Consider the following 14,594-nt stretch of genomic DNA (forward strand, 5'->3'; position numbering starts at 1 on the left):
CTCACCAAACTACCTGTACCCTTGCTCACATTAATCGATAGCAGCTGAATTGCATGTAATTTGGGTTTTGCTGCATTGGGATTGTCAACCGAGAAAATCACCACATTGGTAAAGATGTCGCTGGAAGCTTTATAGCCCTTGGGTGCTGCAACTTCGCCTTGTGCCTTGATAGATGTTTTGAGGGTTCTGTCACCCAGGTTGGCATCGCGATGTGCCATCACCCAGCTCCAGCGCAGCGAGATAACAAGACCAATCAACACAAATGCGCCCGCAGCACAAGCCAAAATCAAGCCAGCCCTATCACTACGAGGTACATCTGTGCGCTCAAAGCGTTCGCGCTTGTGCAGCATAAAAATCTCCTCGCCTTCATAGCGTGCAGTTTCTCTTGACAGAGTATAGCCGACCTTGCAGGATGTCTAACGATTCTTAATCCCAGGGTTTCAGCACACCACAGGGATAATCCACTGCGGCAAAGCAGAGCCCTTCTGCAGGTGCTGTAGGGCCCGCTGCGCTGCGGTTGCGCGCTTGCAGGGCTCTAGCAAGCCAATCAGGCTCACGATGTCCGCGTCCCACTTCCACCAAAGAGCCTGTAATTATGCGCACCATATTGTGCAAAAAAGCATTACCCGCAACGTCCACAACAACTAACTGCTCACCCGCCTCTTCCAGTTGTGATACTTCAAGCTTTATTACACAACGTGAGGTAGAACGTCCTGCTCCATCAAGAAGAGCAACGGAGCTTGCCTTACAAAAACTTCGAAAATCATGCTCGCCAAGCAATGCTGTGGCCGCAGTATTCATCTGCTCCACATTAAGAGTGCGCGCGCTACGCAACCACCACGCATGTCCCCATGACAATACGGGGCGCGCATTGCCCACGACAATTCGATAGCGATAGTGCCGCTCTATGGCATCAAAACGAGCCGAGAAACTCGCTGGTGCCTGATAGAGCCCTGCAATAGAAATATCGTCTGGAGTTAAAGCTACAAGCGATGCTTCAAGGCGTCTTCCCTGTCGTTTAAGCTCTTCGGCATCAGCCGAAAAACTCACATGCTGCGCCTGTGCATGCACACCTGCATCCGTACGGCCTGCACATTCAAGCTCGACTGGACGCCGTAGAGCAGTTTCAAGAGCACGCCGCAACTCACCTGCAACAGTACGCTGTCCTGGTTGCTCGGCAAAACCGGCAAAGTCTGTTCCTCTATAGCCTAGGCGTACAACTATGGTTCCCGCTGCCTCACTCATAGCCCACCTTTTATTCTTGCAGTAGTCTAGTATATCCAGATGGAAAAAGGGGCCTGGCACTAGTCCAGACCCCTTTGAACATACATAAAGCTAGAGCTTTACTCAGCTGCCTCGGTGGTCTCCTCAGCAGCGACCTCAGTCTCAGGAGCCTCTTCCTTGGCAGGAGCGGGCTCAACAACCTTGGTAACCTTAGCTGCAGCCTTGGAGGCAACAGGCTCGGTAACGAGCTCGATGATGACAATCTCAGCGCCGTCGCCCTTGCGAGGGCCGAGCTTCATAATGCGGGTATAGCCACCATTGCGACCATCCCACTGGCCCTGAGCTGCGCGGTCAAAGACCTCGGCAACAACGTTCTTGTCGCCCAGCTTGGCAATAGCCAAACGACGAGCTGCAACGTCACCACGCTTTGCCCAAGTAATGATCTTGTCGACCTCAGGACGGATAGCCTTGGCGCGCTGATCCAGAGTCTTAATACGATCGTTAGAAAGCAGGGCGCAAACAAGGCTCTTCTTCATTGCCTTGGTGTGGCTCGCATCGGTGCCGAGCTTCATGCCCTTCTTTTTATTGTGTCTCATGGTCTTGCTACTCCTCTAAAAGGTACGGACGACTAGGCCTTAAGTCCCAGGCCCATATCCTCGAGCTTGTCTTTGACTTCCTCGATGGACTTGACGCCGAAGTTGCGAATGTTGAGCAGGTCGTTCTCAGAGAACTCGACAAGCTGGCGCACAGAGTGAATACCAGCACGCTTGAGGCAGTTGTAAGAGCGCACGGATAGCTGCAGGCTCTCAATTGCCCTATCGAGATCGGTGTTGTCCTCTTCCTCTTCGCCCGTCGCAAAGATGGAGGTGTCCTCAACAGGCTCCTCTTCATCGGTCAGCGTCATGAACGCAGCCATATGCTGATTGATGATGTTGGCGGCCTCGACAACTGCATCGCGCGGGGAGATCGAGCCATCGGTCTCCACCTCAAGCACGAGGCGGTCATAGTCGGTATGCTGACCAACGCGACACGGGGTAACAACCTTGGCACAACGACGAACAGGCGAATACAGAGAGTCAATCGCGATAACACCAATGGGGTTGTCGTGATCGTTGTCATCGCCCGACATATAGCCACGACCACAAGCGATGCGCATAGACATCGTAAGGTGCTGGCCCTCGCCGAGGTGGCAAATAACCTGGCTCTTGTTGACCAAATCAAACTCAGCAGGAATCTGGAAATCCCCGCCAGTGACGGTCATGGGACCGTCAACGTTGATGGTGGCAACAGCCTCATCGCCAGTGCCATTTGCACGGAACACAAGACCCTTGACGTTAAGAACGATATCGGTGACATCCTCATAGACGCCAGGCACCGTGGTGAACTCATGCTGGACACCATCGATTTTGATTGCCTCGACAGCTGCGCCCTCGAGAGAGGAAAGCAGCACACGACGAAGCGAGTTGCCCAGCGTATCGCCATAACCGCGCTCCAGCGGCTCTGCGCTGACACGTGCGATGTTCTCACTGATCTCTTCCACCGAAACTTCTGGCCGAATGAACTCGGACATGTAAATCCTCCTGACTTACCGGTTTAACGGGAGTACAGGTTGACGATCTGCTGCGGGTCAATTGTCTCGTCATTGACGAGGTCAATCTGATCGCGAGTCGGGACCTGAAGAACGGTGCCAGACAGCTTCTCGATGTCAACCTCCAGCCAGGCGGGAACAGTCATGTGCTCAGAAGCGATGACTGCCTCCTTGATGGGGAGGAGATCCTTGTACTCAGGAGCGACTGCGACAACATCGCCAGTCTTGACCTGATAAGAAGGAATATCGACACGCTTGCCGTTCACGATAATATGACCGTGACGGACGGTCTGACGAGCCTCACGACGCGTACGAGCAAAGCCAAGGCGGAAGACAACGTTGTCCAGACGGCTCTCGAGGAGTGCCATCAGGTTGTCGCCGGTAATGCCCTCAACGCGGATTGCGCGAGTGTAATAACTACGGAACTGCTTCTCAAGAACACCGTAGATAAACTTTGCCTTCTGCTTCTCGCGGAGCTGCTGGCCGTACTCAGACGGCTGGCGGCGAGACTGCTTGGGCTCACGGTGAGACTTCTTGTTATAACCCATCACCGCGGGATCGATGTCGAGCGCGCGGCACCTCTTGAGGACAGGAGTCCTATCAACTGCCATTTTGTCTGTCCTTCCTGATTAGTTGCGGCGACGCTTGCGAGGACGGCAACCGTTGTGGGGGATGGGAGTCTTGTCCTGGATACCAGAGACCTCAAGACCTGCAGCCTGAAGGCTGCGAACGGCGGTCTCACGACCAGAACCAGGGCCCTTCACAAAAACGGTAACCTTACGCAGGCCGTGCTCCATAGCTGCCTTGGCACAAGCCTCTGCTGCCACCTGTGCTGCAAACGGCGTGGACTTACGAGAGCCCTTAAAGCCGACGGTGCCACCAGACTGCCAAGCAATTACGTTGCCCTGTGCGTCGGTAATCGAGATGATCGTATTGTTAAAGGTAGACCTAATGTGTGCCTGGCCTACTGCAATGTTCTTGCGGTCCGCACGACGCACGCGCGTGTTGCGAACGTTCTTCTTCTGCGGCATGCGTTATCCCCTCTTCTTTCCACCGACCTGACGACGCGGACCCTTTCGAGTGCGTGCGTTGGTGTGGGTGCGCTGGCCGTTTACAGGAAGGCCCTTGCGGTGACGCAGGCCCTTGTAGCAGCCAATCTCCATCAGACGGGCGATATTCGTACGACGCTCACGGCGAAGGTCACCCTCCGTCGTAAAGTTTGCATCGATATAATCGCGGATCTTGGTCACCTCGTCCTCTGTAAGGTCCTTGACACGAGTCTCCTTGGAGATCTCGCAGGCCTCGCAGATTTTGGTGGCGCTAGTCTGGCCGATGCCATAAAGGTAGGTGAGGCCAACCTCAACGCGCTTGTCACGCGGCAGGTCGACGCCGTTAATACGTGCCAACTTGTTGCCCCCTTAGCCCTGACGCTGCTTGTGACGAGGGTTTTCGCAGATTACAAAAACCTTGCCATGGCGGCGTACAATTTTGCACTTGTCGCACATCTTCTTGACCGAAGGACGTACCTTCATTTTGTCTTTCCTTCCGGTAGTGCCGGTCCGAACTATGTCATCGCCCAGCCGCTGGCGTGAATTCCCGGCTGTGTCCTTGCATGGCTTGGCCTTGGCTGTGGTGAACCAAGACGTCCGCCCGAACACACTGCCTACTTGTAACGGTAGGTAATGCGTCCCTTTGTGAGATCGTAGGGAGAAATCTCGACGACAACACGGTCGCCGGGCAGGATGCGGATGTAGTTCATCCTAATCTTGCCTGAGATGGTGCACAGAATGGTCTTGCCGTTCTCGAGCTCGACGTTAAACATTGCATTCGGCAACGGCTCAATGACCTTGCCTTCTAGCTCGATTGCGCTTTGCTTGCTCACCTGTCCTGCTCTCTCCTCGCCAAATCTCACTACTGCCAGAGTAAAATCGCACAATGACAGCGATAGTCAATAATAATCGCCTAGGCAACTAAAGTCGAGCTATCCCCCTCTGTTCTGTAAAGTCTTGCTCGAATTTCACAAACTATTCGCAAGCTCCCTGTTTTCAGGTCTTTTTGTGGGCAATCTTCACGCCCGGCTTTTCATATCTCATACCCACTCCCCGACCTCAGCCTCTTCACCACATCTAACCCAACCCCAGCCATAATCTGTTGCAACCTCAGGTTGCAACAGCAAAATTTGCAAGCTACCTACCTGCTAATATCCTACAAATCTGCATGTAGATGACCTGGTGTCTCAACCTCAGGTTGCAACAGGTAGTGGTGACCACACACCTGCAGTTGGACATGCAAAAGAAGTGCGCGTCCGTGATAGTAGACCGCCTTATGGCACGCCAGGTGTCAAAAGCCACACTTCATTTCACCCTGGGTGTCAAAAGCCACGTTCTACTTCACTTTTTTAGCCAAAAGCCACATATCTCTTCATGCACAAAAAATTTACCTGCGCAAACGTCAGGTCCTTTGAAACAGAATGTGGCTTTTGACATTTTTTCTGAAACAGAACGTGGCTTTTGGCAAGCAGGGCTGCTCCAACTGAAAGAATCCGTGGCTTTTGGCAAGCAGGGACGTGCTGATTGAAAGAGTATGTGGCGTTTGGTAAACGGGGCCGTGTTGCTTGAAAGAATCGGTGGCGTTTGACAAGCAGAGCCGTGCAATCTGAAACAGAGTGTGGCTTTTGGCAAGTGTAGCTGCGCCATTTGTATGCTCGCGGGCAGTGCTGGGTAGTTAGTTAGCACGCGAGGTAGTCACGCGCCCTTAGTTAGCTAATACACAAAACCCAGCTCGATAGATCTGGAGCTGGGTTTGAGAAAAAATGTAGGCCTAACAAAAATATGTAGCGCCTAGCTAAATATGAAGAACGGCAGTGCTATCGGCCGAACTGTCATCCGAAGAATCATCTAACTCAGCCAAAGATTCCTGCGGCACTTCTTGCTTGGGCCCCTCGGTATCACAGACTGATTCTGCTTCGGGTTCAAGACCGCCATGCATGGAACACCATGGTCCCAGCTCATCAGCCGTCAAAATTAGAGGGCCATCTGCAGTAATCGCAACAGTATTCTCATAATGCGCCGCAGCAAGACCATCAGCTGTCTGAACCGTCCAACCATTAGACCACGTACGCGTATCATAACTACCGAGGGTAATCATTGGCTCAATCGCAATAACCATCCCTACCTGGAGCTTGATGCCGCAACCAGGACGACCATAATTGGGAACGTTTGGGTCCTCATGCATTTTGTGGCCTACACCGTGGCCAACATACTCACGCACCACGCCATAGCCATGTGTCTCAGCAAGGTGTTGCACCGCATAACCAATATCGCCTAGGTGATTGCCCGGCACCGCTTGTTCGATACCTGCCATCAGGCAATCGCGCGTAATCTCGCAAAGGCCCTGAACTTCAGGGGTAACCTCACCCACCAAAAAAGTCCAAGCATTATCTCCTACCCAGCCATCCTTGGTAGCACCCGTATCAATGGAGAGAATGTCACCTGCTTGCAACACAGTATTCTCATTGGGAATGCCGTGGACAATCTGAGCATTAGGAGACGCGCAAATACTGCCTGGAAAACCACCATAACCCTTAAAGCTCGGCTTGGCTCCTTGTGCCCAAATATAATCTTCAACGGCACGGTCAATCGCCGCGGTTGTCACACCGGGAATTGCCATGGTGCCCGCTATACGCAGCGCTGCCTTGGAAATAGCTCCCGCCGCGCGCATCTGCTGGATTTCATCGGGTCCTTTGATATGGATCATAGGCCAAGCTGTGCTTTCGTATCGACATAGACCTCATCTACGGGACGATCTCCATCGACCTTAAGAAGCTTGTTCTGCTTTTCGTAATACTCAATAAGAGGAGCAGTCTGAGACTGGTAAGTGTCTAGACGCTTTTGGATAGTCTCGGGTTTGTCATCATCGCGCTGATACATCTCGCCGCCACAGCGAGGGCACAGGTCGACTTCGGGACCAGCAGTATAGCTGCAGCTACGGCAGGTACGGCGAGAAGAAAGGCGCTTGACAATAACATCAAAGGCCACGTCGACAAGCAGGGCTCCATCAAGCGCAATACCCATCTTTGCAAGCTCGGCATCCAGCACCTCAGCCTGAGCAGTGTTGCGGGGGAAGCCATCAAGAATCCAGCCTTTTTGCGCATCGGGTTCGGCGAGACGCTCTTTGACCAAATCAATAACAAGACTATCGGGCACGAGCTGACCAGCATCCATATAAGACTTTGCCTGCAAGCCCAGCTCGGACTCTGCTTTTACTGCATTGCGAAGAAGATCTCCTGTAGAGATGTGGGCAACACCAAAATCAGCAACGAGCTTCTGAGCTTGCGTGCCTTTTCCTGCTCCTGGCGCACCTAACAAGACAATGTTCATACATGCCTCTTTCTTTGACATCCAACAAAAACAGATACATATCCAAGGACAGATACGTTTCTATTATCCACGAAACAGCCCTACGAAAGACAATCCGCAGCAAGGCTTTTTGGATACACAAGTCCCAACAGTTACCAACAAGAAGCCTATGCCTCACCAAACTGCAGCGAAATTAAAAAAGATCGCTATTTTGTTAATGCCCATGTACTCATAAAATCCTACCTTGCCCAAGAAGAAGATCTACAAACATAACCCTATAGTCAGCCTTTAATATTCCTCTTGACCGTCACTACCTAGTATCTATCTGAAGATCTTCTTTATTTAAAAACTCATGCAATCAGTGTCATCGACAACATATTTCATTTATTGCAAACATACTCTCTTACCATTCATAGCCTTATTGTGTACATATAGCAAGATACCCCCTAAAACAGGCTTGATATCACTACCTCTATCCAAGTAGGCTATAGCAAACAGGCACCATCGTATTAGATTTTTTGCATGCACCAAGATAATTTATGAATTCTGTAGGAGAAGCAATGCCAAGCATATCTCAACTCCATTCCGAAGAAGCCACATGTCACTCTCGCATTGCCGAACTACAGCGAGTCTTGGATGACCTTGCAAATTTTCAAGCTGAAGTCACCCTATCTTCCAACCATTTCCATGATCAGCTTGATCACAAAATTTCAATTGCAAAAAGTGCCGCAGATTTGTTAGATAACCGCACTGCACGTCGTTATGCAGAATACACTGCTGGATATTTAAACAATGATTTAAAAACAGCCATGTCTCACGAATTTAATGAGGTAAACCTGCAAATAAAATCTGCTGTTAACAAAGCAGAACAAGAATTAAAGCGCGAGCAAGCCCAGCTTGCCTGCATCAAACATCAGGTTGCCGCAGAACAAGCTCGCCTTCGCGCCGAGCGGGCTCGGCAAGAAGCAGAGGCAGAAGCGCGTCGCCATCGTATCCAGCTCCAAAGCTAGATATTCATAATTAGCCGTAATGCGCCCTAAGCAAAGGAGGAACTTCGTGGGATTTAAAATTTCTGATAGCGACCTTGCCTATGGGGCATCTCTTGTTAACTACAAGGTTAATGCTATTAACCGAATTTCCCAAGATCTTATTGGAACTATGCAAATACTCGCTGCCACAGGCATTCAGTCTGATAAATTCAATTCAGCGATTCAGACTGAACAGGCTGAGTTGATTAGTGTCGTTCAAAAAATTACTGACGCCATTTCTCCAACAATTTCAAATACAGATACTTTTATTTCTAATCTTGATAAAGATGATGCTGATTTCGATTAGGGAGTGCTCATGAAAATCAAAGGACAAATAACGATTGCTCCCTCCGATATCGAAAAAGTAATCAACCATCTTCGTCAGCTTGCACAAGAGGTAAATGATCTTACAGATGATTCTTTCTCATACTCATCCTCAAGCGGAGAAGGTGTGGAAGCCCTCGCAAATACTGTCAAAGCGGTAAATGGTTTCGCGCACGACTTTTCAGCAAAAATTACAACATTTGCCAATGCTGTAGAGAAAGCTCGTGCTGCATACATTGACGCTGATTTTAGAAGGGCAACCGAAATCGCAAAGCTCAGCGAAGGATTCTCAGCATCTCCTTATCCCCCAGCTAACAACGGAGGTAGTTCGTGGTAATTACATCAAAACATGTGATTGCACTCGTAGGCTCTGTTGTTCTTTGCTTGGCGCTTAGTACTACAGGCTGTATGTCAGTGCCTCACTCTGATACTTCTACAGGTAGTGTCCCAAATACAAGTCAGAAGGTAGAAACCATGAAAGAAGTACCCATTGATACAAGCGATAAGATTAGTGAGCGTGATATACGCACGGCCACACGCATGGGTGCTCCTCTTGAGGTTATTGACTTTCTTAAGTCAGGGCAGTGGTATTCCACAAGAACTAAATCTAATATTCGCTTTGCAGAAGCTGTAGAAGATCATCTTGCACAACGCTACGGCGTGACCTTTGAAGCACAGCATCTCTACTACCAAACAGGCTTTATGAAAGATCCTGAAGAAGTAGTCTTAAAGGTAGTAGATGGTCCTTATCAAGGAGAAACTGTTACTTGTACCTACTGGCCTTATGGAGCGCGTGATGGGAGTGGCGTTCACTGGGCAGATAACTACCTCTGCTATCTTTTGCATGAGCAGTATGAAGAGAAGGTATCTAAGGTAGTAGAAGAGGTAATGGGAGACCTTCCTCATGGTAGCTGGGTGTGTAAGGTAGGGATGGCTAATCAGCCTTATGAAGAGTCTCAATTCAATCTTAGAGCTGCAGACGGCGAAATTATTCTCTCACCGAATATGACTCTAGAAGAACTGGGGCCGTATATTGATGGCTACGCTTGGGTGTATTTCTCCCCTGACTGCGGACTTTCAGAGTCCCAATTTAAGAGTAGGTCTCAGGCCTTTGAGGCAAAGCTCAAAAAGCTAGGACTACAAATTAGTTGGTCAAACCTTCTTATCCCTGATGTTCCTCAAGGACAAACATTCACCAAGGAGTGGGCTTCCCAAGCTGCATTGGATGATAACTACAGCTGGAGAAATGCTGGAGTAGTATCGGGGGTAGATTGATATATCTCTTACCCCAGAAGAGTTAGCACAACTCAATACGCTTATATATCAGCCAGGGTTTAAATACTAGAATCACACCAAGGACACTTTTTGGTTGTAGCATTAATCGTCTTGCCGCAGTAAGGACACTCCATAGTATCAACCATATCTGTTTGGGAAAGATTGTCAGCCTGCATACTGCGTTCTGCAGCCTGCCGCTGCTCATCTTTTTCGGCAGAATACGCCGCTAGATTACCTATCACAAATGCACCGAGTACTATCAAGAGAATGGTGCCGACAATAGTGCCCAGAATAATGAGAAGAACTGTTTTGAAATTTAACATAAATCGCTCCTTATACTCCTTATACTCCTTATACAAGGGCTAGAGGACTACCGTTTACAAGCACTCCCTGCTCTGCTAAAGCCCTCAACGTCTCATTCGGGTTCAGTTGCCCTCCTGCACCTGCTCCATTACCACAAAGCATGAGATCTACTTCGTCAGATGCACTGTAACGAGCGGGTTCACGCTGAGAGAGTATCGTCGATGCAAGACGAGCAGTCTGCTCGACAGTCAAATCCAAAGGAGCCCGAAACTCATAGCTTTTTTGCGTGGCCGGAAGCTTGATGGAAAGGAGTATTTTGCCTCGCATCATTACTCCTCCTTTTTTGCTGCTGCGGCTTCATCATTAAATTCTAAATTCTTTGTTCCTAATGCTTCACGAGACTCTCGTTTTGCCTGAGCAAAGCTGCTTTCTTCAGTCGCAATAAGCGCATCTTTCATACGCTCACCGTCAAAACTCTGATACCCCACATACAAAACCGCATCGATAGAATCTCGATCAAAAAGCATGTCATGCCCAGGTTCCAAAAAACCTGCAGGATGCTCGAAGCCAACATAGTCCCACAGCACGCCAGTCTCCGCGTCTTGCTGCATATAGCCAACAATAGTGGTGTAATCCACACGCCCTGTTATATGAACAACGGATCCAATGGGCAGCCATTCATTTGTTGTCAACATAGGATTTCCTAATCTCTATAGTTTTTAATTTCTTGCCGAGTACTACGTGCATAACCTTGAAAGGTAGCAGCACGTCTTTGAGCATAATCTTTGTTCTGCATCGCCGTGTTGTATAGATGCTTCAAGTCACTGATCTCATCTTGCAACTTTTGAATCAAGCTATCACAAGCGCTAACCGCATTATCAATGTCTCCATCATTACCATCGACAATTTTTTGAGCAGCTGCCTTGCAGCTATCAATCTCTAAGGCAGCAGTAGCACTCATGCCCAAACTTTCAAAGCTCTCTTTAACATCATTGTTGACATTGTGCATATCATCACAGCTATTACGTGCTCCACGAGCTAAGGCCAGCTGCTGTTCGCGGTCAGAAATCTTATTGCTAAGGTCTGTAATCTGGGCGGAATAGGTATTTACACTCCTCTGCCAATAGCCCGCACGTTCGTTATAGTAGTGGAGATTACTATAGAGGCTTGATAAACTCATTCCTTACCCCCCATCTAGAGTGCATGCACAGAATCATGAAAAATGACAACGGGATCTTCTGGATAAGAAAAAGTTTGCGCAAGAGTCTCAAATAAGTCACCAGATTTATTGAAATCAAAGGAGATAAATGAGGCTTCGGCACGGTATTTCGTAAAATTTTCGTGGGTAAGTTGCCAGTCATCCGGCATATCTCCATGCCGCGCATCGCAATCGGAAATTGTAGCTCCGAGGGAAGAAAATACCATACTTCGCCGCTCTTGAACATTGCCTCTCGTGGATGCAAAATAGCGAAACCCTCGACTCATATCAGGCTCACAGTTTGAATAGTCAACAGTAACAGCTTCGTAATCAGCTGTTTTACGACCGATTTTCATTATCTGCATGAAGGGTTCTATGAGAAGCCCATAACGCTTTGCATATTCGGCAATATATTTCTTTTTCTTTGCAGACATTGCTTCACAAATATCGTCTTCAGACTGCTCAACATAGGCAACATGAGCATCAAATGCTGCTGGTTTAAAAGGATATTTCCCTTCGAGCAAATCATCTAAGAAGAATCGAGACCAAGCTGAACGATTTTCAGGAAAAGGTTTAAGGAACCAGCCTCCACGAAAACCAGAAGCTCTCACTATGCCTGTGGCTTGATTGTCTAAAATCCCCACACCCACATAAGGTCTTCCGAGACTATTAATGATGCAAGTTGCAAGACCACAGCTACATAAAGGAGCAAGGGTGCGCTCTAACAAAGCATTAGGTTTACCCTCAGCATCTACCCAGCCCGAATCTTTAAAGCGATTAATGAGGTTTTGCTTCCATATATCGTCTTGGGGTCTTTTTTTCTCGATGTAATCGTAATTAAGTTCGAATGAACTGGTGGCAGTAAGTGTTGTATCTTCACCACCAAGCAAGCAAAATAGGTCTTCACTAGAAAGCCGAAGCTGCTCTACCGATGTGGGAACTTCTAGGGTCATCTTCTTTTTAAAGAACATCTATCTGCAACTCCTTTAGTAGCTACTTGTGGTATATAAGCCGAAATCCTTACCTATCTAACCTGAGGCAAATGCATCTCTGTGGGACGACGACATTTCTTTTCCGCCGCGCATCTGCTTGCCAACCCAATTAATAAGACTTTTCTTTGCATCACTTTCATCAAACCTATCTTTGGCAAAATCGAGTAGTTTATCTACACCCCACCCAATGCCAAGACCTATAACCGTGCCTACTGGCCCTCCGAGACATGTTCCTATAGCAACGCCAACTGCCTTTCCAACGCCAAACCTCACAAGGCCTTCTCCTGCCTCAACAACGGCTGCAGCCTTCTTTTGCGCGTGGTCGCCTTTCGTGGTCACGTAGGCAGCTTTAGATTTGGCAAAGGTATCGTAAAGGGAGACACCGTCTGATATAAAGCCAACAGCCCTGAGTCCGCCTTTCAAAAGCTTCGCTGCCCCTGGTCCATACTTAGCTAATCCTGAAATCTTGCCAAGTCTGTTCAAATCACCTCCAGCAGCATTTGGATTTTTTAATAAATTCACGCCTTCTTTTATGTCTTTCCATGCTACAAAAGGTTTAGTGAAGCTCTCCTCAATAAGGAGTTTTTTCAAATAGCCTGAGCCTTTCAGGGAATCAAAAGTTAAAGATCCTGACAAGTCGAGCGCAAGTCCCGTACAAAACCTATTGTTGAACGGCTCCTTTGAAAGAAACCCTGACAAAAACTTTCTTATACCTTGGGCTTTGCTTGTTGAACCAAGGTACGAGAAAAAGAGTGACAGCGATCGCCATCCGGTAAGGTTGGTTTTATCAGAGCATTCAATAAGTGACTGTGCCGTTGAGCCGAATCTATCAATAAAGTCAAACCATTTACTTGACTTCTCTTTTACTGCCAGAGCAGGTAGGTCTTTATAAGCCTCTTCCATTCCCTTCTGTGCATCAGCACACATATCCTCTGTGATAAAGTTTTTTGCTCTGAGCGAATTTACCCATCAGCACTCGAATAAGTACTCTCAAAATCTTGTGCAGCACTTTGGAGAGCGGACCATTGAGTTGAGATAGCATTAGTTTTAATACGCTCTGTTCTAACGTTAGCGCTAACATTCTCAATCGCTAAAGAGATAGTCGAAGAATCTCTGAGACCGTTGAGAGATTTTTGTGCTGTTTGTGCACTCTTCTCTAAAGCATTCAAAGGCTGGATGGCCTCGCTACACACAGCAGTAATGGTGCCACCAGTGTCGCACGTAACCTTATTTGGATTCGGTGCAGAAGTTCCCATCTCTTCAACAAGACTATCTCTTTTATTACGCACAGCCTTTGCATCATCTACCAAGCTGTCAAATTTTGTTTTTAGACTTTCCATTGCCTCTTTAAAGATGCGGGCATCGGTTTCAACAGCTACACAAGCAGCGGCCTCCTCATTTGCCCAGGCGCCCATCTGTATGGATATAAAAGAGGTATTTGCCTCTACAGTTTTACTAATTGCATCACCAAGGGCTGAGTTTACACCCTTAAATTCAGCTTTCGCATCCTCTAGCTGCACTACGTCGTACTTAAGTACTGACATGTAAACCTCCATTGGCGCTTCAACAAACAGCTCTTAGCCAAGACATTCTTGTATAGTGCTAATAACTTTGGGCAATTTCATTATCAGTTTCTTCGTAAGTAGCAACAGCCTTTTTGATGAGCCCAGCGTGTACTTGCACTTCATCGCCCAATTGATTAACGCATTCATCCATGCGCTTAAAAAGTTCATGCGCTGCACTTGCGGCTTCTCCTTGCCAATCACCAAAAACATCGCTTTCCATCGCTGCTACACCGTTTTTTATGGATTCATAGTCTTTGGAGATACCATCAAACTCATCGGCAGAACTGAGAGCTGACTGTTGGTTTACATAAATCTTATCTGCCATTTCTCTGCCCTTCTGTATAGGCGCACTAAAAATGGACCATTTCCTACTGATTTTGCTGTGCGCGAGCCTCGCGATACTCCTCGTTTCGCATGTTGAGCCATACCTGAAAGCCGATTGCTTGTTGATCCATAAATCCCATCTGGAGTACGTTGGCGATCATCTCGTTGTCAAAAAAATGATCCATAGAATCTCCTCCTCGCCCCTCAGGGTATGGGTATCCTACATAATCCCAAAGCTTGCCACTTATAGCGTCACGCACCATAACGCCCGCAACCATAACGGGATGCTCTCCTCCCTCAAGTTCCACAACAGAGCCAATGGGAAGAAAAGGAAATTCAGCTGGGTTGTTACTGTCATTTGTTCTTAAATCGTCCGGTACATTATCTTTAGATGTCATATCTGTTCCATTTCAAC

At 48.2% G+C, this 14,594-nt stretch carries 23 protein-coding genes and 2 pseudogenes; 5 read left to right on the top strand and 20 right to left on the bottom strand.

Annotated features, from left to right (window positions below; genetic code table 11):
• From ACO5JD_RS08475 to infA, 9 genes and pseudogenes are all read right to left on the bottom strand, one after another.
• Nucleotides 1-350 (bottom strand): annotated as a pseudogene (locus ACO5JD_RS08475) (hypothetical protein); the annotation flags it as partial.
• 76 nt (nucleotides 351-426) lie between these two features.
• Complete coding sequence (truA, locus tag ACO5JD_RS08480; protein ID WP_484989140.1) at nucleotides 427-1,245, bottom strand: tRNA pseudouridine(38-40) synthase TruA; 819 nt, start codon at nucleotides 1,243-1,245, stop codon at nucleotides 427-429.
• Nucleotides 1,246-1,343: 98 nt separating this feature from the next.
• Nucleotides 1,344-1,820, bottom strand: a complete 477-nt coding sequence (rplQ, locus tag ACO5JD_RS08485; RefSeq protein ID WP_021626862.1) for a 50S ribosomal protein L17 — start codon at nucleotides 1,818-1,820, stop codon at nucleotides 1,344-1,346.
• A gap of 32 nt (nucleotides 1,821-1,852) precedes the next feature.
• Entirely contained in the window at nucleotides 1,853-2,794 is a 942-nt protein-coding gene (locus tag ACO5JD_RS08490) for a DNA-directed RNA polymerase subunit alpha (RefSeq protein WP_484989142.1), read from the bottom strand.
• 23 nt (nucleotides 2,795-2,817) lie between these two features.
• Entirely contained in the window at nucleotides 2,818-3,423 is a 606-nt protein-coding gene (rpsD, locus tag ACO5JD_RS08495; RefSeq protein WP_021626864.1) for a 30S ribosomal protein S4, read from the bottom strand.
• A gap of 18 nt (nucleotides 3,424-3,441) precedes the next feature.
• Complete coding sequence (gene rpsK / locus ACO5JD_RS08500) at nucleotides 3,442-3,843, bottom strand: 30S ribosomal protein S11 (RefSeq protein WP_021626865.1); 402 nt, start codon at nucleotides 3,841-3,843, stop codon at nucleotides 3,442-3,444.
• Between the two features lie 3 nt (nucleotides 3,844-3,846).
• Nucleotides 3,847-4,218, bottom strand: a complete 372-nt coding sequence (gene rpsM / locus ACO5JD_RS08505) for a 30S ribosomal protein S13 (RefSeq protein WP_021626866.1) — start codon at nucleotides 4,216-4,218, stop codon at nucleotides 3,847-3,849.
• 12 nt (nucleotides 4,219-4,230) lie between these two features.
• Entirely contained in the window at nucleotides 4,231-4,344 is a 114-nt protein-coding gene (gene rpmJ, locus ACO5JD_RS08510; protein ID WP_021626867.1) for a 50S ribosomal protein L36, read from the bottom strand.
• A 131-nt stretch (nucleotides 4,345-4,475) separates the two neighbouring features.
• A complete protein-coding gene (gene infA / locus ACO5JD_RS08515; protein WP_035438975.1) occupies nucleotides 4,476-4,694 on the bottom strand; it encodes a translation initiation factor IF-1 in 219 nt (72 codons plus the stop codon).
• A gap of 443 nt (nucleotides 4,695-5,137) precedes the next feature.
• Here infA and ACO5JD_RS08520 point away from each other — a divergent pair, with 443 nt between their 5' ends.
• Complete coding sequence (locus tag ACO5JD_RS08520) at nucleotides 5,138-5,389, top strand: hypothetical protein (RefSeq protein ID WP_484989144.1); 252 nt, start codon at nucleotides 5,138-5,140, stop codon at nucleotides 5,387-5,389.
• Between the two features lie 399 nt (nucleotides 5,390-5,788).
• Here the strand turns inward: ACO5JD_RS08520 and map are convergent.
• A pseudogene (map, locus tag ACO5JD_RS08525) lies at nucleotides 5,789-6,568 on the bottom strand (type I methionyl aminopeptidase); the annotation flags it as partial.
• On the bottom strand, nucleotides 6,565-7,191 hold the full coding sequence (locus tag ACO5JD_RS08530; RefSeq protein ID WP_484989146.1) for an adenylate kinase: 627 nt from the start codon (nucleotides 7,189-7,191) through the stop codon (nucleotides 6,565-6,567). The gene ACO5JD_RS08530 and the pseudogene map, both read right to left, overlap by 4 nt.
• Nucleotides 7,192-7,802: 611 nt before the next feature.
• Between ACO5JD_RS08530 and ACO5JD_RS08535 the strand changes: the two genes are divergently transcribed.
• The 4 genes from ACO5JD_RS08535 to ACO5JD_RS08550 are packed head-to-tail and all read left to right on the top strand — an operon-like array spanning nucleotide 7,803 to nucleotide 9,797.
• A complete protein-coding gene (locus ACO5JD_RS08535) occupies nucleotides 7,803-8,180 on the top strand; it encodes a hypothetical protein (RefSeq protein ID WP_484989148.1) in 378 nt (125 codons plus the stop codon).
• A 46-nt stretch (nucleotides 8,181-8,226) separates the two neighbouring features.
• Complete coding sequence (locus ACO5JD_RS08540; protein ID WP_484989150.1) at nucleotides 8,227-8,505, top strand: hypothetical protein; 279 nt, start codon at nucleotides 8,227-8,229, stop codon at nucleotides 8,503-8,505.
• Between the two features lie 9 nt (nucleotides 8,506-8,514).
• The gene (locus ACO5JD_RS08545; protein ID WP_484989152.1) at nucleotides 8,515-8,859 is read left to right on the top strand and encodes a hypothetical protein; all 345 of its coding nucleotides are present in this window, start codon (nucleotides 8,515-8,517) and stop codon (nucleotides 8,857-8,859) included.
• Entirely contained in the window at nucleotides 8,853-9,797 is a 945-nt protein-coding gene (locus tag ACO5JD_RS08550; protein WP_484989154.1) for a hypothetical protein, read from the top strand. Before ACO5JD_RS08545 ends, ACO5JD_RS08550 begins: the two co-directional genes overlap by 7 nt.
• Nucleotides 9,798-9,856: 59 nt before the next feature.
• Here ACO5JD_RS08550 and ACO5JD_RS08555 read toward each other — a convergent pair whose 3' ends face one another.
• Genes ACO5JD_RS08555 through ACO5JD_RS08595 form a run of 9 tightly spaced genes read right to left on the bottom strand, consistent with a single transcriptional unit; the run spans nucleotide 9,857 to nucleotide 14,577 of the window.
• Nucleotides 9,857-10,120: a hypothetical protein gene (locus tag ACO5JD_RS08555; RefSeq protein ID WP_484989156.1), complete on the bottom strand. Its 264-nt coding sequence runs from the start codon at nucleotides 10,118-10,120 to the stop codon at nucleotides 9,857-9,859.
• Nucleotides 10,121-10,148: 28 nt separating this feature from the next.
• A complete protein-coding gene (locus ACO5JD_RS08560; protein ID WP_484989158.1) occupies nucleotides 10,149-10,430 on the bottom strand; it encodes a hypothetical protein in 282 nt (93 codons plus the stop codon).
• Nucleotides 10,430-10,795 carry a DUF4176 domain-containing protein gene (locus tag ACO5JD_RS08565; protein ID WP_484989160.1) on the bottom strand — a complete coding sequence of 122 codons (366 nt, stop codon included), beginning with the start codon at nucleotides 10,793-10,795 and terminating at the stop codon, nucleotides 10,430-10,432. The genes ACO5JD_RS08560 and ACO5JD_RS08565 overlap by 1 nt, the downstream gene beginning before the upstream one ends.
• 8 nt (nucleotides 10,796-10,803) lie before the next feature.
• Nucleotides 10,804-11,280 carry a hypothetical protein gene (locus ACO5JD_RS08570; RefSeq protein WP_484989162.1) on the bottom strand — a complete coding sequence of 159 codons (477 nt, stop codon included), beginning with the start codon at nucleotides 11,278-11,280 and terminating at the stop codon, nucleotides 10,804-10,806.
• A gap of 14 nt (nucleotides 11,281-11,294) precedes the next feature.
• Nucleotides 11,295-12,269: a hypothetical protein gene (locus tag ACO5JD_RS08575; protein WP_484989164.1), complete on the bottom strand. Its 975-nt coding sequence runs from the start codon at nucleotides 12,267-12,269 to the stop codon at nucleotides 11,295-11,297.
• Nucleotides 12,270-12,326: 57 nt separating this feature from the next.
• Entirely contained in the window at nucleotides 12,327-13,217 is an 891-nt protein-coding gene (locus tag ACO5JD_RS08580; protein WP_484989166.1) for a hypothetical protein, read from the bottom strand.
• A gap of 35 nt (nucleotides 13,218-13,252) precedes the next feature.
• Nucleotides 13,253-13,834, bottom strand: a complete 582-nt coding sequence (locus ACO5JD_RS08585; protein WP_484989168.1) for a hypothetical protein — start codon at nucleotides 13,832-13,834, stop codon at nucleotides 13,253-13,255.
• A 58-nt stretch (nucleotides 13,835-13,892) separates the two neighbouring features.
• The gene (locus ACO5JD_RS08590) at nucleotides 13,893-14,180 is read right to left on the bottom strand and encodes a WXG100 family type VII secretion target (protein WP_484989170.1); all 288 of its coding nucleotides are present in this window, start codon (nucleotides 14,178-14,180) and stop codon (nucleotides 13,893-13,895) included.
• A gap of 43 nt (nucleotides 14,181-14,223) precedes the next feature.
• Entirely contained in the window at nucleotides 14,224-14,577 is a 354-nt protein-coding gene (locus tag ACO5JD_RS08595) for a DUF4176 domain-containing protein (RefSeq protein ID WP_484989172.1), read from the bottom strand.
• Nucleotides 14,578-14,594 lie beyond the last annotated feature (17 nt).

The sequence above is a fragment of the Olegusella sp. genome (assembly GCF_057238325.1).

Excerpts from the sequence above, each read along its gene's own strand:
- truA (WP_484989140.1), bottom strand. The coding sequence starts at position 1,245 with ATGAGTGAGGCAGCGGGAACCATAGTTGTACGCCTAGGCTATAGAGGA.
- rplQ (WP_021626862.1), bottom strand. The coding sequence starts at position 1,820 with ATGAGACACAATAAAAAGAAGGGCATGAAGCTCGGCACCGATGCGAGC.
- ACO5JD_RS08490 (WP_484989142.1), bottom strand. The coding sequence starts at position 2,794 with ATGTCCGAGTTCATTCGGCCAGAAGTTTCGGTGGAAGAGATCAGTGAG.
- rpsD (WP_021626864.1), bottom strand. The coding sequence starts at position 3,423 with ATGGCAGTTGATAGGACTCCTGTCCTCAAGAGGTGCCGCGCGCTCGAC.
- rpsK (WP_021626865.1), bottom strand. The coding sequence starts at position 3,843 with ATGCCGCAGAAGAAGAACGTTCGCAACACGCGCGTGCGTCGTGCGGAC.
- rpmJ (WP_021626867.1), bottom strand. The coding sequence starts at position 4,344 with ATGAAGGTACGTCCTTCGGTCAAGAAGATGTGCGACAAGTGCAAAATT.
- ACO5JD_RS08520 (WP_484989144.1), top strand. The coding sequence starts at position 5,138 with ATGGCACGCCAGGTGTCAAAAGCCACACTTCATTTCACCCTGGGTGTC.
- ACO5JD_RS08530 (WP_484989146.1), bottom strand. The coding sequence starts at position 7,191 with ATGAACATTGTCTTGTTAGGTGCGCCAGGAGCAGGAAAAGGCACGCAA.
- ACO5JD_RS08545 (WP_484989152.1), top strand. The coding sequence starts at position 8,515 with ATGAAAATCAAAGGACAAATAACGATTGCTCCCTCCGATATCGAAAAA.
- ACO5JD_RS08555 (WP_484989156.1), bottom strand. The coding sequence starts at position 10,120 with ATGTTAAATTTCAAAACAGTTCTTCTCATTATTCTGGGCACTATTGTC.
- ACO5JD_RS08560 (WP_484989158.1), bottom strand. The coding sequence starts at position 10,430 with ATGATGCGAGGCAAAATACTCCTTTCCATCAAGCTTCCGGCCACGCAA.
- ACO5JD_RS08565 (WP_484989160.1), bottom strand. The coding sequence starts at position 10,795 with ATGTTGACAACAAATGAATGGCTGCCCATTGGATCCGTTGTTCATATA.
- ACO5JD_RS08570 (WP_484989162.1), bottom strand. The coding sequence starts at position 11,280 with ATGAGTTTATCAAGCCTCTATAGTAATCTCCACTACTATAACGAACGT.
- ACO5JD_RS08575 (WP_484989164.1), bottom strand. The coding sequence starts at position 12,269 with ATGTTCTTTAAAAAGAAGATGACCCTAGAAGTTCCCACATCGGTAGAG.
- ACO5JD_RS08580 (WP_484989166.1), bottom strand. The coding sequence starts at position 13,217 with ATGTGTGCTGATGCACAGAAGGGAATGGAAGAGGCTTATAAAGACCTA.
- ACO5JD_RS08585 (WP_484989168.1), bottom strand. The coding sequence starts at position 13,834 with ATGTCAGTACTTAAGTACGACGTAGTGCAGCTAGAGGATGCGAAAGCT.
- ACO5JD_RS08590 (WP_484989170.1), bottom strand. The coding sequence starts at position 14,180 with ATGGCAGATAAGATTTATGTAAACCAACAGTCAGCTCTCAGTTCTGCC.
- ACO5JD_RS08595 (WP_484989172.1), bottom strand. The coding sequence starts at position 14,577 with ATGACATCTAAAGATAATGTACCGGACGATTTAAGAACAAATGACAGT.